We start from the raw sequence: 13,886 nt of genomic DNA, 5'->3' as shown, positions 1-13,886 counted from the left end.
TTGATGTGAAAAAGCTTGCCGCCGCTGTCCTTGCCCTTGCCGCGCTCCCGGCCCTGGCCCAGCTTCCCGCACCGCTCAAGCAGGACGTGACCAAGCGCGTCGACGGCATGTACCCCTGGCTCGACGGCGTCTACAAGGACTTGCACGCCCATCCGGAGATCGCCTTCCAGGAAGTGCGCACCGCCGGCAAGCTGGCCGCCGAAATGCGCAAGCTCGGCTTCACCGTCACCGAAAAGGTCGGCAAGACCGGCATCGTCGCCGTGCTGAAAAACGGCGCCGGGCCGACGGTGCTGGTCCGCACCGAACTCGACGGCCTGCCGATGGAAGAGAAGACCGGCCTGCCCTACGCGAGCCGCGCGAAAGCCGTCAGCGACGGGCGCGAGAGTTTCGTCACCCACAGCTGCGGCCACGACATCCACATGGCGAGCTGGCTGGGTGCGGCGAGGACGCTGGCGGAGATGAAATCGCAGTGGAAGGGGACCCTCGTCTTCGTCGGCCAGCCGGCCGAGGAAACCGTCTCGGGCGCCAAGGCGATGCTGGCCGATGGCCTGTTCACGCGCTTCCCGAAACCCGACTACGCGTTTGCCCTGCATTCCTGGCCGCTGGCGCATGGCACGGTGGGTTACAACACGGGCGCGGTGTCGTCGAATTCGGATGCGATCGAGATCGTCTTCAAGGGGCGCGGCGGGCACGGCTCGGCGCCCGATAAATCGCTCGACCCGATCACGATCGCCGCGCGTTTCGTGGTCGACGTGCAGACCGTGGTCAGCCGCGAAAAGGACCCGAAGGAATTCGGCGTGGTGACCATCGGCGCGATCCAGGGCGGCACGGTCGGCAACATCATTCCCGACAGCGTGCAGGTGCGCGGCACCATCCGCTCGTACAGCCCGGCCGTGCGCGCCAAGCTGCTCGACGGCGTGCGCCGCGTGGCGAACGCCTCGGCCGCCATGGCCGGCGCACCGGCGCCGGACGTGCAGCTGATCAGCGGCGGCGCGGCCATTGTCAACAGCGATGCGCTGGTGGCGAAGACCGAAGCCGTGTTCAAGGACGCCTTCGGCGATGCCAACGCCCAGCGCATGCCGGCCATGACGGCCAGCGAAGATTTTTCCCAGTTCGTCAACGAAGGCGTGCCTTCGATGTTCTTCTTTACCGGCGTGTACGATCCGAAGGTCGTGCTTGATGCCGAGCGGGAGGGCGGCAAGCCGATCGCCTTCAATCACTCGCCGTTCTACGCGCCGGTGCCGGAACCGTCGATCAAGACCGCGGCGCAGGCGATGAGCATGGCGGTGCTGAACGTGCTGGGACGCTGATTTGGTAGGGTGGACGGCTCGACCCGGCGGCCTGCATTAACGCTGCACATGCGCCGTCCACGCGTTCAACGCACGTGTGCGGCGGCGCGAGCTTGCCCGAGCTGGTTGAACTTCGTCTGACGCGATTTTCGTAGGGTGGGCATTCATGACCACGCGGTAGGGCAGGTGCAAGTCGAGACGCACGGTAAACGCCGCAATGCAGGCATGTCGCCGCGATGACCTGTGCGGTATCTTGCGGTACGACCGCGTGGGGTCATTGAAGCCGGGGGCTTCAATGACGGTGCCCACCCTACTGGGGGCCGGCTAAACTGCGCAACTGAAACCGGTACCGGTGATCGAACAAAAACGTCTCCGAAAACGTCAGCTTGCGCATATTCCCCGCCAGCAGGGCGGCCGGCTTGGGCAGCGGTCCGCTGCGCCGCATCGAGGCCACTGCCACCGCGGAGGCGTCGTCGTCGCGCGAGCGCTGCACCTCGACGTCGCTGAGCTCCCCATCCTCGTCCACCGTGATGTTCAGCACGACGATCGCCGGCAGCATGGGCGGCAGCCGCCCGCTGAAGGTCTGCTCGCTGTTGCGCCGCATGACGTGCTGGGCCACCTCGGCCTTGTAGGCGTCGAGCGTGCGCGACGGAGGGGGCACCGGAGCTTCGGTGCGGGGAGCGGGAAGGATGGCCGCGACGATGCGCTTGGCCGTGGAAGCGACGGGCTGGACCGTGCTGCATCCGCCCAGGGCTGCTAGTAGAAAGAGGAAAGCGGCCCGGGTGCGGATGGAAGTGTTCATCTTAGTTGAATAATCGTCGCAGTTCGTCACCAGGGCTGGCCGCACGCATGAAGGCTTCGCCCACCAGGAAGGCATGCACGTTCGCTTCGCGCATGCGCGCTACGTCCTGCGGCACCATGATTCCCGACTCGGTCACGACCAGGCGTTCGGCCGGGATACGCGGCAGCAGGCCAAGCGTGGTGTCGAGCGATACCTCGAAGGTGCGCAGGTTGCGGTTGTTGATGCCGAGCAGGCGCGTCTTCAAGCGCAACGCGGCGGTCAACTCATCACCGTCATGTACTTCGACCAGCACGTCCATGCCGAGTTCCTGGGCACAGGCTTCGAGTTCCGCCATCAGGCCATGGTCGAGGGCCGCCACGATCAGCAGGATCGCGTCGGCGCCCATCGCGCGTGCTTCGTACACCTGGTACATGTCGACAATAAAATCCTTGCGGATCACCGGCAGCTCGCAGGCGGCGCGCGCCTGGCGCAGGTAGTCGGTCGACCCCTGGAAGAAGTTCACGTCGGTCAGCACCGACAGGCAGGCGGCGCCGCCTTCGGCATAGCTTTGGGCGATGTCGGCCGGGCGAAAGTCGGCCCGCAGCACGCCTTTCGAGGGCGAGGCCTTTTTCACTTCGGCGATCACGCCGGCGCGGCCCGCGGCGATGGTCTTGCGCAGGTTCGCTTCGAAGCCGCGGATGTCGGCGCGCAGGGCGCTGTCGCCTTCGACCTCGCGGCGCAGGCTGGCCAGGTCGCGGTATTTTTTGGCAGCGGCGACTTCGTCGGCCTTCACGGCCAGGATCTTGTTGAGGATATCGGACATTCGTATCAAACCTTTCGTGTTGCTGCGAGAGCGCCTGCGTGGCGCCGACGGGGGCTCAAGCCTGGGCGCCCAGCTGGCGCGTGACGTTCACGAACTGCTCGAGCTTGGCCATGGCCGCGCCGGAGGCGATGGTGGCGCGGGCTTTTGCCAGGCCTTCCTCGATCGAGGCCGCGACGCCCGCCGCATACAGGGCGGTGCCGGCGTTCAGGGCTACGATGTCGGTGGCAGGTCCCGGCTCGCCGCGCAGCGCTTCCAGCACGCGCAGCTTCGATTCGGCGGTATCGGCCACCTTCAGGTTGCGGCTGGCGATCATCGACATGCCGAAATCTTCGGGGTGGATCTCGTATTCGCGGATCTCGCCGTTCACCAGTTCGCCGACCAGGGTGCCGGCGCCGAGCGAGACTTCATCCATGTTGTCGCGGCCCCAGACGACCATCGCATGCTGGGCGCCGAGGCGCTGCAGCACGCGTACCTGGATGCCGACCAGGTCGGGGTGGAACACGCCCATCAGGATGTTCGGCGCGCCGGCCGGGTTGGTCAGCGGCCCGAGGATATTGAAGATGCTGCGCACGCCCAGCTCGCGGCGCACCGGCGCCACGTGCTTCATGGCCGCATGGTGGTTCGGGGCGAACATGAAGCCGATGCCGGTCCGCGCGATCGATTGCGCGATCTGTTCGGGTTTCAGGTCGATGTGGGCGCCGAGCGCTTCGATCAGGTCGGCGCTGCCCGAGGACGAGGAGACGCTGCGTCCGCCGTGCTTGGCCACGCGCGCGCCGGCGGCGGCGGCCACGAACATCGAGGCGCTGGAAATGTTGAAGGTGTGAGCGCCGTCGCCGCCGGTGCCGACGATGTCGACCAGGTGGGTGGTGTCGGCCATCGGCACCTTGGTCGAGAATTCGCGCATGACCTGGGCGGCGGCGGTGATCTCGCCGATGGTTTCCTTCTTCACGCGCAGGCCCATGGTCAGGGCCGCGACCATGGTCGGCGACATCTCGCCCGCCATGATCTGGCGGAACAGGTGCAGCATCTCGTCGTGGAAGATCTCGCGGTGTTCGATACAGCGCAGCAGCGCCTCTTGTGGGGTGATCGGCATGGACGTTCCAGTTAGCAGTGATGGTGCGCCGCGCCGCAATCAGCTGCGGCGCGAACGATGAGCGGTTCAGCGCTGAAGGAAATTCTTCAGCAGCGCGTGGCCATGTTCGGACAGGATCGACTCGGGGTGGAACTGCACGCCCTCGATGTCATATTCCTTGTGGCGCACGCCCATGATTTCGCCGTCGTCGGTCCAGGCGGTCACCTCCAGGCAGCTCGGCAGCGAAGCGCGCTCGATCGCCAGCGAGTGGTAGCGGATCACGGTGAAGGGGCTCGGCAGCCCCTTGAAGACGCCGACGCCCGTATGCGCGATGAGCGAGGTCTTGCCGTGCATGACTTCCTTGGCGCGCACGATCTTGCCGCCAAAAGCTTCGCCGATGGCCTGGTGGCCGAGGCAAACGCCGAGGATCGGAATCTTGCCCTTGAATTCCTTGATCACGTCGACCGACACGCCGGCATCCACCGGAGCCTTGGGGCCGGGCGAAATGCAGATGCGGTCCGGCTTCATCTCGGCGATGGCCTCGAGCGTGATTTCGTCGTTGCGCACGGTGCGCACCTCTTCACCCAGCTCGCCGAAATACTGGACGATGTTGTAGGTGAAGGAATCGTAGTTGTCGATCATGAGTAGCATGCTAGAACTCCCCATCCAGTCCGTCTTGCACCTGTTCGGCCGCGCGCAGCACGGCGCGCGCCTTGTTTTCGGTTTCCTGCCATTCCATTTCCGGAATCGAGTCGGCCACGATGCCGGCCGCGGCCTGCACATACAGGTTGCCGTCCTTGATCACGCCGGTGCGGATCGCGATCGCCACGTCCATTTCGCCGCCAAAGGAGAGGTAGCCGCAGGCGCCGCCGTAGATGCCGCGCTTCACCGGCTCGAGTTCGTCGATGACTTCCATCGCCCGCACCTTCGGCGCACCGGTCAGGGTGCCGGCCGGGAAGGTGGCACGCAGCACGTCCAGGTTCGACATGCCTTCCTTCAGCGCGCCTTCGACGTTCGAGACGATGTGCTGCACGTGCGAGTATTTTTCGATGACCATGCGGTCGGTGACCTTCACGCTGCCGGTGTCCGCGATGCGGCCGATGTCGTTGCGCGCCAGGTCGATCAGCATCACGTGCTCGGCGATTTCCTTCGGGTCGGCCAGCAGCTCGGCCGCCAGCTCGGTGTCGCGTTCCGGCGTCGCGCCGCGCGGGCGGGTGCCGGCGATCGGGCGCAGTGTGACCTTGCGTTCGCCGATGGCGGAAGTCTCGTTGCGCACCAGGATCTCGGGCGAGGCGCCGACGATCTGCATGTCGCCGAAATTGTAGTAATACATGTACGGCGACGGATTCAGCGAACGCAGCGAGCGGTACAGCGACAGCGGCGAATCCACATACGGCTTGCGGATGCGCTGGCCGATCTGCACCTGCATCAGGTCGCCGGCCATCACGTATTCGTGGGCCTTGGCCACCGCCGCCAGGTAGTCTTCCTTGGAGAAATCGCGCACGGCTTCGGTCCGCACCGAGGCGGTGGTCACCGGCGCATCGACGCTACGGCGCAGCATGACGCGCAGGTCTTTCAGGCGCTGGCGGGCTTTCGAGTAGGCCTCCGGCTGCGCGGTATCGGCATACACGATCAGGTACAGCTTGCCCGACAGGTTGTCGATCACGGCCAGCTCTTCGGTGACCATCAGCTGGATGTCGGGCAGGCCGAGTTCGTCCTTCGGCGCCTGGCCGGCGAGTTTACGCTCGATGTGGCGCACCGTGTCGTAGCCGAAGTAGCCGGCCAGGCCGCCGCAAAAGCGCGGCATGCCCGGACGCAGCGCGACCTTGAAGCGCGACTGGAAGCGTTCGATGAAGTCGAGCGGGTTGCCTTCGTGGGTTTCGACGACGGCGCCGTTGGTGACGATTTCGGTGAGCTCGCCGCTGCTGCGCAGCAGGGTTTTTGCCGGCAGGCCGATGAAGGAGTAGCGGCCGAAGCGCTCGCCGCCGACGACCGATTCGAGCAGGAAGGTGTTCTTGCCCGTGTTCTGCGACTGCGCCAGTTTCAAGTACAGGGTCAACGGCGTTTCGAGGTCGGCGAAGGCTTCGGCGATCAGCGGAATACGGTTATAGCCCTGGTTGGCCAGCGATTTGAATTCGAGTTCGGTCATGTTCTTCTCCGGGCCGCCAGTGTCGAGGGAGGAGGGGCGGCGTTGTTCAAAAAAACCTGCCGGGTGCGCGCAGCCGGCAGCAATCAATCGGGTTCAGTTAGCCCAGGATTGCCAGCGTCGCCACAGCCAGGCCTCAAGGGCGCCGGTCTGGTTGACAGTGTGTTTTTTCGTGAAGAACATGTATAGATGAGTTAGTTTTGGGTGCTGTTGTGCGCACGAACGCGCTCGGCGGCGTCTAGTAGCGAATTCACTATACCATCGGAATCGATGGTTTGAACAGGCCTTCCGTGGTTATAACCATATGGCACGGTGAGCACAAAGCAACCGGCGCCGCGCGCCGCTTCGGCGTCGTTCGACGAGTCGCCGATGGCCACCACCTGGCTCGGCGCCAGGTCGAAGTCTTTGCAGACCTGCAACAGCGGCAGCGGATCGGGCTTCTTTTTCGGCAGCGAGTCGCCGCCGTAGACGAGCTCGAAGAAGGGCGCCAGGCCCTTTTGCGCCAGCAGGGGCGTGGTGAAGGCGATCGGCTTGTTGGTCACGCAGGCGAGACGCAGGCCCAGGCCTTGCAGGGCCTGCAAGCCTTCGAGCACGCCGTCGAACAGCCGGCTGCGCTCGCCGTTGATGGCGAGGTAATGGCGCTGGTAGGCGGCCATGGCCTGCTCGAACACGGCGTCGATGCGCGCCGCGTCGTAGTCCAGCGCCAGCACGTCGCGGATCAGCTTTTCGGAGCCCTTGCCGACCATCGGGTGGATGGTGTCCTGGCCGATGGGCGCCAGGTCGAACTCGGCGCGCATGCCGTTCAGGGCCAGTTCGAAATCGGGCACGGTGTCGAGCATCGTGCCATCCAGATCGATGATGGCAGCCCGGATGGCTGCAGCGCCGGTACGCATTACTTGCCGACCGTGGCCAGTTCGGCGCGCATGGCGTCGATCACGGCCTTGTAGTCGGGCTTGCCGAAGATGGCGGAGCCGGCAACGAAGGTATCGGCGCCGGCGGCCGCGGCGGCGGCGATGTTGTCGGCCTTGATGCCGCCATCGACCTCGAGCAGGATGTCGCGGCCCGATTCGTCGATCATGCGGCGCGCGATCGCGATCTTCTTGAGCGCTTCAGGGATGAAGGACTGGCCGCCGAAGCCCGGATTCACAGACATAATCAGGATCATGTCGATCTTGTCCATCACGTGTTCCAGGTAGTGCATCGGCGTGCCCGGGTTGAACACCAGGCCGGCCTTGCAGCCGTGGTCGCGGATCAGCTGCAGGGTGCGGTCGATGTGCTCGGACGCTTCCGGGTGGAAGGTGATGATGTTGGCGCCGGCTTTCGCGAAGTCGGGGATGATGCGGTCGACCGGTTTCACCATCAGGTGCACGTCGATCGGCACCTGCACGTGCGGGCGGATCGCCTGGCAGACCAGCGGGCCGATGGTCAGGTTCGGCACGTAATGGTTGTCCATCACGTCGAAGTGGATGATGTCGGCGCCTGCCTCGACGACGTTGCGGACTTCCTCGCCCAGGCGGGCGAAATCGGCGGACAGGATGCTGGGAGCGATGCGGTAGGTGGTCATGGGATGACGGTGCGGTTATGAACAGCCGCTATTTTACGCCGAGCTGGCGTGGAGGCGCGCAGCCTCAATTGGCGGCACGCGGTATCATGGGCCTTTGCGCAGATGCGCCTCCACCAATAATAAAGAGGGAAGCCGATGGCTGCCTATGATTTCACCGTGTCCGTCCGGACCAAATACCTGCCCGAGCAGTCCAAGCCGGACCGCGACGAATATGTGTTTTCCTATACGATCACGATCCGCAATACCGGGGACGTGCCGGCCCAGCTGATTTCGCGCCACTGGGTGATCACCGACGCCAGCAACCGCGTGCAGGAAGTGGCGGGGCTGGGCGTGGTCGGCCACCAGCCTCTGCTGAAACCGGGCGAGCAGTTCGAATACACGAGCGGCACGCCGCTGGCCACGCCGCAGGGCTCGATGCACGGCGAATATTTCTGCGTGGCCGAGGATGGGCACCGTTTCGAGGTCAAGATCCCGGAGTTCGTGCTGACCCTGCCGAGCATGCTGCATTGAGATGCTGCATTGAGCGCGCAGGCGCTCTGAGTCAGGGTTCGCGCGGCGGCTCTGCCGGCTGTTCGCGCTGAGGTTCCCGCTCCTCGCGCAGGGGTCGCTTGCGGGTTTCCGGCCGGCCCGAGAACATCGTCCACCAGACGATAAACACCAGCAGGAACAGCGCCACGCCTGCTTCCAACATCAAGATCCACATAGACGGTCCTTATGCAATCGATACGCCGCAGTGTACCAAGCTCGTTCGCCCTTGTGGCCCTTCTGTTGGCAGCCTGCGGGACGCCGCCGCAGGCGCCCGCGCCCGTGCAGCCTCAGCCCGCACCGGTGCAGCCGACGCCGCCGAAGCAGCCGGACATCGTGATGCCGCCCCCGGTCGGCCCGGTCGGCATCCCCGCGCCGGCGCCGGTGCCGGTGCCGCCGATGACGCCGGTCTCCTTCGACGCGCTGCCGGGCTGGCAGCAGGACGACCTGCGCCAGGCCTGGCCGGCGTTCACGCAGTCCTGCCGCGTGCTGGTGAGGAAGCCCGAGTGGAAGACGCCCTGCACGGTGGCAAGCACGGTCGATGCCGGCGACGGCAATGCGATCCGCAGCTATTTCGAGACCTACTTCGTGCCGAACCAGATGCGCATGCCCGACGGCCTCGATACCGGTCTCATCACCGGCTACTACGAACCGATGCTGAACGGTTCGCGCAAGCGCGGCGGCGCCTTCCAGACCCCGCTCTACCGTGTGCCGGACGACCTGCTGACGGTCGACCTGGCCTCGGCCTACCCGAGCCTGAAGAACATGCGCCTGCGCGGCCGCCTGGTCGGCAAGAAGGTGGTGCCCTACAGCACTCGCGCCGAAATCGAGCGTGCGCCGCTGTCGGGCAAGGAGCTGGTCTGGGTCGACGATCCGGTCGAAGCCTTCTTCCTCGAGGTGCAGGGCTCGGGCCGGGTGCGCATCGACGAAACCGGCGAAACCGTGCGTATCGCCTTCGCCGACCAGAACGGCCATCCCTATAAAGTGATCGGGCGCTGGCTGGTGGAGCAGGGAGAATTGCCGGCCGACGGCGTCTCGGCGCAGAGCATCAAGGCCTGGATCGCAGCCAACCCGGCACGCCGCCAGGAACTGCTGAACGTGAACCCGAGCTACATCTTCTTCCGCGAAGAGCGCCTGCCCGACCCGAGCGTCGGCCCGAAAGGCGCGCTCGGCGTGCCGCTCACGCCCGAGCGCTCGGTGGCGGTCGACCCGCAGCACGTGCCGCTGGGCGCGCCGCTGTTCCTGGCGACCTCGCACCCGGCCGACGGCGCACCGCTGCAGCGCCTGATGATGGCGCAGGACACCGGCGGCGCGATCCGCGGCCAGGTGCGTGCGGATTTCTTCTTCGGCTTCGGCGGCAATGCTGCGGAATATGCGGGGCGCATGAAGCAGCGCGGGTCGGTGTGGGTGCTGTTGCCTAAATAATGCCTAAATAAGTCTCAACCCTGGGCGCCGCGCAGCCTGGTGCCGAATACGGTGGCGAGCGCCAGCAGGATGGCGCCGCCGCCCACCCAGCCCAAGCCCGCGCGCACGCTGGTCTGCTCGGCCAGCGCCCCCGCCGCCAGCGCACCTACGGGCGCCATCGCCACAGTCAGGCAACGCATGGTCGCCACCATCCGGCCCAGCATGGCGTCGGGCGTAATGCGCTGGCGCAGGGCGATATAGGGCATGAAGAACAGCATGGCGCCGCAGTCGAGCCAGAAGACGACGACGGCGTAGGCCGCCATGGTGACGGTCGTGCTGATGTCGGCGCCGGCGGGAATCAGGGGCAGCAGCACGAAGCCGAGCGCCGAGCCGCACAGGCCGATGACGATGGTGGCGCCGGTGCCGAAGCGCTCCGACATCGGTTTCACCATCAGCGAACTGGCCAGCACGCCCAGGCCCCCCACCATATGCGCCGCGCCCATCATGCCCGGCGACAGGCCCAGCACGCGCGAGGCGAACAGCACGTGCAGGGCGGTGAACGCATAAAACAATAAATGCCAGGCCGAGGCGATCCAGGCCAGGGTGCGCAGCAGGGGCATGTTCCAGACGAAGAGCAGGCCTTCGCGGATTTCATGGAGCGGATGGGTCTGCGGCGGCTTCGGTTCCGGCTCGCGCGCCTTGATGCGTTTCAGGTTGGCGATCGAGACGGCGAACGCGGCGACGTTGCACAGCACCGCCAGCGGCGCGCCCAGCAACTGCACCAGGCCGCCGGCGATGCCCGGTCCCAGCAGGCGCGAGGCCGATTCGGTAGCGGCGAACTTGGCGTGGGCGGCGATCAGGTTGTCGCGCCCGACGAGGAAGGTCAGGTAGACCTGTTCGGCGCCGCCCCCGACGACATAACCCGTGCCGATCGCAAAGGCGACGGCATAGATCCAGGGCACCGACAGCACGCCCAGCCACCAGGCGAGCGGCACGCTGGCCAGGGCGAGCGCGACCATCGTGTCGCTGAGCAGCATGACCGGCAGGCGCCGCTTGCGGTCGAGCAGCACGCCGGTCGGCAGGCCGAACAGCAGGAAGGGCAGGGACTGGATGGCGGCGAGCATGCCCATCTCGGCCGGCGTTGCGTGCAGCAGGAGCACTGCGCACAGCGGCAGCGCGAGCATCGTCACCTGGGCGCCGAAATTGGTGAGGATGCTGCTCAGCCAGAAACGGCGGAAGTCGGTATTGCGCAGCATCGGGTCGCTGCGGAGTCTGGCGATCAAACCTGTTATGGGTTGCGGGGCGATGTCGAGGTCTCCGGATTGTTTATCCGGCAATGATACCTGTCGTTCGCGGCCCGGGAGACGCTACAATCGCGGCAGTGTCCTCTAACTCAGTCTCGTAACTTATAAGGGTGTCCCATGGAATATGCTGACCTGCTGATCGAAAACCACGGCAAGGTAGTCGTGATCCGCCTGAACCGTCCGAAGGCGATGAACGCGCTCAACGACAACATGATGAACGAGCTCGGCCATGCGCTGCACCAGTACGACGCCGACCCGGCCGTCAACGTGATCGTTCTTACCGGCAGCGAAAAAGTGTTTGCGGCAGGGGCGGACATCGCCGCCATGGCAAATTACACCTATGCGGTGGATACCTATCCGGGTAACTATATCGGCCGCAACTGGGAACACATCCTGAATATCCGCAAGCCGGTGGTCGGCGTCGTGTCCGGCTACTGCCTGGGCGGCGGCTGCGAACTGGCCATGATGTGCGACTTCCTGATCGCCGCGGAGAGCGCCAAGTTCGGCCAGCCGGAAATCAAGGTGGGCGTAACCCCGGGCGCCGGCGGCACCCAGCGGCTGCCGCGCGCCATCTCGAAATCGAAGGCGATGGACATGTTGCTGACCACGCGCATGATCGATGCGGCGGAAGCCGAGCGCACCGGCCTGGTATCGCGCGTCTATCCGGTCGAGAGCGTGATGGAAGAAGCGCTCAAGGTTGCGGCGAGCATCGCCGAGATGCCGGTGTCGGTCGCCATGCAGATCAAGGATTGCGTCAACCAGGCTTACCAGATGCCGCTGACCGAAGGCGTGCGCTATGAGCGCCGCTATTTCCACGCCGGTTTTGGTACGCCCGCACAGAAGGAAGGCATGTCGGCCTTCCTCGAAAAACGCAAGCCGAACTTCGAAGGCATGTAAGCGATGCGGGCGCCGCTGTTCCTGAAAGGAGCCGCGGCGCTCGTCCTCGTCGCGGCGGCCACCTGCGCCTGCACGCCGCTGCCGCCGCTGGAACCGCGGCCGGCCAGTGTGGCGCTATCTGACACCGGTTCCACCCGGCTCGGCCGTGCGCTGGCGCCGCTGGCCGAGCGGCATCCCGGCCTGTCCGGCATCCATCCGCTGGCGGACGGTCGCGACGCCTTTGCCGCCCGCGTGCTCCTTGCGCGCGCCGCCGAGCGTAGTCTCGACGTCCAGTACTACATCTGGCGCGACGACCTGACCGGCGTGCTCCTGTTCGACGAGCTGCGCAGTGCCGCGACACGCGGCGTGCGGGTCCGGCTCCTCATCGACGACAACAATACCGCCGGCCTCGACCCCGTTCTCTCCGCCCTTGGCCGGGAACCGAACATCGAAGTGCGCCTGTTCAATCCGTTCGCCATGCGCGGGTGGCGCAGCCTGGGGTATCTCACCGACTTCCGCCGGCTGAACCGGCGCATGCACAACAAATCCTTCACGGTCGACAGCCAGGCGACGATCGTCGGCGGGCGCAACATCGGCGACGAATACTTCGGCGCGGCGGGCGACATGCTGTTCGTCGACCTCGACGTACTGGCGGTGGGGACAGTGGTGGATGAGGTGTCGCAGGACTTCGACCGCTACTGGAACAGCGCTTCGGCGTATCCGATTGCGGCGCTGGTCGCGCCAGGCGACGTTTCCCCGGTCGACCTGGGTCGGCGTGCGGCCGATCTGCGCGGCCGGCCCGATGCGCAGCGTTACCTCGAGGCGGTCAGGACGCTGCCCTTCGTCGAACAGCTGAAGCAGGGAGGACTGCCGCTGGAGTGGAGCCTGACCCGCCTGGTCAGCGACAATCCCGCGAAAGTGCTCGGCAAGGCGGCTCCGGGCGAGCGCATGGCCGTCCAGCTCTCCCAGCTGTGGGGCAAGCCGGAGCGCCGGCTCGACATCGTCTCTCCTTACTTCGTTCCCGGACAGCAGGGCGCGAATGCGCTGGCTGCCGCCGCACGCGGCGGCGCGCAGATCCGCGTGCTCACCAATTCGCTCGAAGCGACCGACGTCGCGGCGGTGCACGCCGGCTATGCGAAGTGGCGGCACGAGCTCCTCAAGGCCGGCGTGTCGCTGTTCGAGCTGCGCCGCAGCTGGGGGGCGGACTTGCCGGAGAGGGGGCGAGGGCGCTTCGGCAGCTCCGCCAGCAGCCTGCATGCGAAAACCTTCGGTGTCGACGAACGCAGCATCTTTATCGGTTCCTTCAACCTGGACCGACGTTCGATCGACCTGAATACCGAGATGGGCTTCGTGATCGACAGTCCCGTACTGGCCGGGCAACTCCACCAGCGGCTAGGCGAGAGCATGCCGGGCCGCGCCTATGAGGTGAGGTTGGATGGGGACGGAAAGCTGTACTGGCTGGAGCGCTCGGGGGACAGGATGATGCGCCATGAGCGTGAACCCGGTGTCGGCGTATGGAAGCGGGCCTGGGTCGGCCTGCTGTCTTTCCTGCCGATCGACTGGCTGTTGTAAGGCCGCCTCGAAAGGGCTTGCGCATCAGGGCGGCGGTTTGCTATAGTTCGCCTCCTTCGCGAAACGCCAACGAAATCAAGTAGTTGAGCTGACAACGAAGCCGCAGGATTCTGCGGTGTAGCAAAAAAGAGGTTGACGAGAATCACGAAACACTGCATACTCTCGTTCCTCTGCTGCTGACGAACAAAACGATTCGCAGAACGCAGCAAGGCAGTACGGAATAAGTTCTTTAACAATTAACAGTCGATAAGTGTGGGCGTTTGATGAAGGTGCCGCTGACTTCGGTCAGTGATTACTTAAATTATCAAATGTTCACAAAAAAGAAATACGTTATCTCAGCAATGAGGTGACGGTCAGTATTTTGAGTGAGCGACACCTCGCAAGAGGTTGCCAGAAATGGCGAAAACAGAGATTGAACTGAAGAGTTTGATCCTGGCTCAGATTGAACGCTGGCGGCATGCTTTACACATGCAAGTCGAACGGCAGCACGGGCTTCGGCCTGGTGGCGAGTGGCGAACGGGTGAGTAATA

14 protein-coding genes and 1 rRNA gene are annotated in these 13,886 nt (G+C 65.2%); 6 read left to right on the top strand and 9 right to left on the bottom strand.

Annotated features, from left to right (window positions below; genetic code table 11):
• Positions 1 to 5 precede the first annotated feature (5 nt).
• A complete protein-coding gene (locus ACWCIA_RS13940) occupies positions 6 to 1,310 on the top strand; it encodes an amidohydrolase (protein ID WP_454164172.1) in 1,305 nt (434 codons plus the stop codon).
• Between the two features lie 289 nt (positions 1,311 to 1,599).
• On the opposite strand, the gene ACWCIA_RS13935 is transcribed toward ACWCIA_RS13940, so the two are convergent.
• From ACWCIA_RS13935 to rpe, 7 genes are all read right to left on the bottom strand, one after another.
• The gene (locus ACWCIA_RS13935) at positions 1,600 to 2,091 is read right to left on the bottom strand and encodes an energy transducer TonB (protein WP_454164170.1); all 492 of its coding nucleotides are present in this window, start codon (positions 2,089 to 2,091) and stop codon (positions 1,600 to 1,602) included.
• A gap of 1 nt (position 2,092) precedes the next feature.
• A complete protein-coding gene (gene trpC, locus ACWCIA_RS13930) occupies positions 2,093 to 2,893 on the bottom strand; it encodes an indole-3-glycerol phosphate synthase TrpC (RefSeq protein ID WP_454164169.1) in 801 nt (266 codons plus the stop codon).
• Between the two features lie 55 nt (positions 2,894 to 2,948).
• Positions 2,949 to 3,986: an anthranilate phosphoribosyltransferase gene (gene trpD / locus ACWCIA_RS13925; protein WP_454164167.1), complete on the bottom strand. Its 1,038-nt coding sequence runs from the start codon at positions 3,984 to 3,986 to the stop codon at positions 2,949 to 2,951.
• Between the two features lie 66 nt (positions 3,987 to 4,052).
• Positions 4,053 to 4,616 (bottom strand): anthranilate synthase component II, encoded by a 564-nt coding sequence (locus ACWCIA_RS13920; RefSeq protein ID WP_454164165.1) that lies wholly within the window; start codon positions 4,614 to 4,616, stop codon positions 4,053 to 4,055.
• A gap of 1 nt (position 4,617) precedes the next feature.
• Positions 4,618 to 6,114, bottom strand: coding sequence for an anthranilate synthase component I (trpE, locus tag ACWCIA_RS13915; RefSeq protein WP_454164163.1), 1,497 nt, complete (start codon positions 6,112 to 6,114; stop codon positions 4,618 to 4,620).
• A 191-nt stretch (positions 6,115 to 6,305) separates the two neighbouring features.
• Entirely contained in the window at positions 6,306 to 7,004 is a 699-nt protein-coding gene (locus ACWCIA_RS13910) for a phosphoglycolate phosphatase (protein WP_454164161.1), read from the bottom strand.
• On the bottom strand, positions 7,004 to 7,675 hold the full coding sequence (gene rpe / locus ACWCIA_RS13905) for a ribulose-phosphate 3-epimerase (RefSeq protein ID WP_454164159.1): 672 nt from the start codon (positions 7,673 to 7,675) through the stop codon (positions 7,004 to 7,006). Before rpe ends, ACWCIA_RS13910 begins: the two co-directional genes overlap by 1 nt.
• A 135-nt stretch (positions 7,676 to 7,810) precedes the next feature.
• On the opposite strand from rpe, the gene apaG reads away from it, so the two are divergent.
• Positions 7,811 to 8,185 carry a Co2+/Mg2+ efflux protein ApaG gene (apaG, locus tag ACWCIA_RS13900; protein ID WP_454164157.1) on the top strand — a complete coding sequence of 125 codons (375 nt, stop codon included), beginning with the start codon at positions 7,811 to 7,813 and terminating at the stop codon, positions 8,183 to 8,185.
• Between the two features lie 31 nt (positions 8,186 to 8,216).
• Here the strand turns inward: apaG and ACWCIA_RS13895 are convergent, their stop codons facing one another.
• Positions 8,217 to 8,378 (bottom strand): hypothetical protein, encoded by a 162-nt coding sequence (locus ACWCIA_RS13895; protein ID WP_454164155.1) that lies wholly within the window; start codon positions 8,376 to 8,378, stop codon positions 8,217 to 8,219.
• A gap of 11 nt (positions 8,379 to 8,389) precedes the next feature.
• Between ACWCIA_RS13895 and mltA the strand changes: the two genes are divergently transcribed.
• A complete protein-coding gene (gene mltA, locus ACWCIA_RS13890; protein WP_454164153.1) occupies positions 8,390 to 9,625 on the top strand; it encodes a murein transglycosylase A in 1,236 nt (411 codons plus the stop codon).
• A gap of 14 nt (positions 9,626 to 9,639) precedes the next feature.
• Here the strand turns inward: mltA and ACWCIA_RS13885 are convergent, their stop codons facing one another.
• Positions 9,640 to 10,887, bottom strand: a complete 1,248-nt coding sequence (locus ACWCIA_RS13885; protein ID WP_454164151.1) for an MFS transporter — start codon at positions 10,885 to 10,887, stop codon at positions 9,640 to 9,642.
• Positions 10,888 to 11,025: 138 nt separating this feature from the next.
• Between ACWCIA_RS13885 and ACWCIA_RS13880 the strand changes: the two genes are divergently transcribed.
• From ACWCIA_RS13880 to ACWCIA_RS13870, 3 genes are all read left to right on the top strand, one after another.
• Positions 11,026 to 11,805, top strand: coding sequence for an enoyl-CoA hydratase-related protein (locus tag ACWCIA_RS13880; RefSeq protein WP_454164149.1), 780 nt, complete (start codon positions 11,026 to 11,028; stop codon positions 11,803 to 11,805).
• A gap of 3 nt (positions 11,806 to 11,808) precedes the next feature.
• Positions 11,809 to 13,356 carry a phospholipase D family protein gene (locus ACWCIA_RS13875; protein ID WP_454164147.1) on the top strand — a complete coding sequence of 516 codons (1,548 nt, stop codon included), beginning with the start codon at positions 11,809 to 11,811 and terminating at the stop codon, positions 13,354 to 13,356.
• Positions 13,357 to 13,770: 414 nt separating this feature from the next.
• A 16S ribosomal RNA gene (locus ACWCIA_RS13870) occupies positions 13,771 to 13,886 on the top strand; the annotation flags it as partial.

This window comes from Massilia sp. SYSU DXS3249 (assembly GCF_053668055.1).
This window is presented reverse-complemented; position numbering and strand designations above follow the sequence as displayed.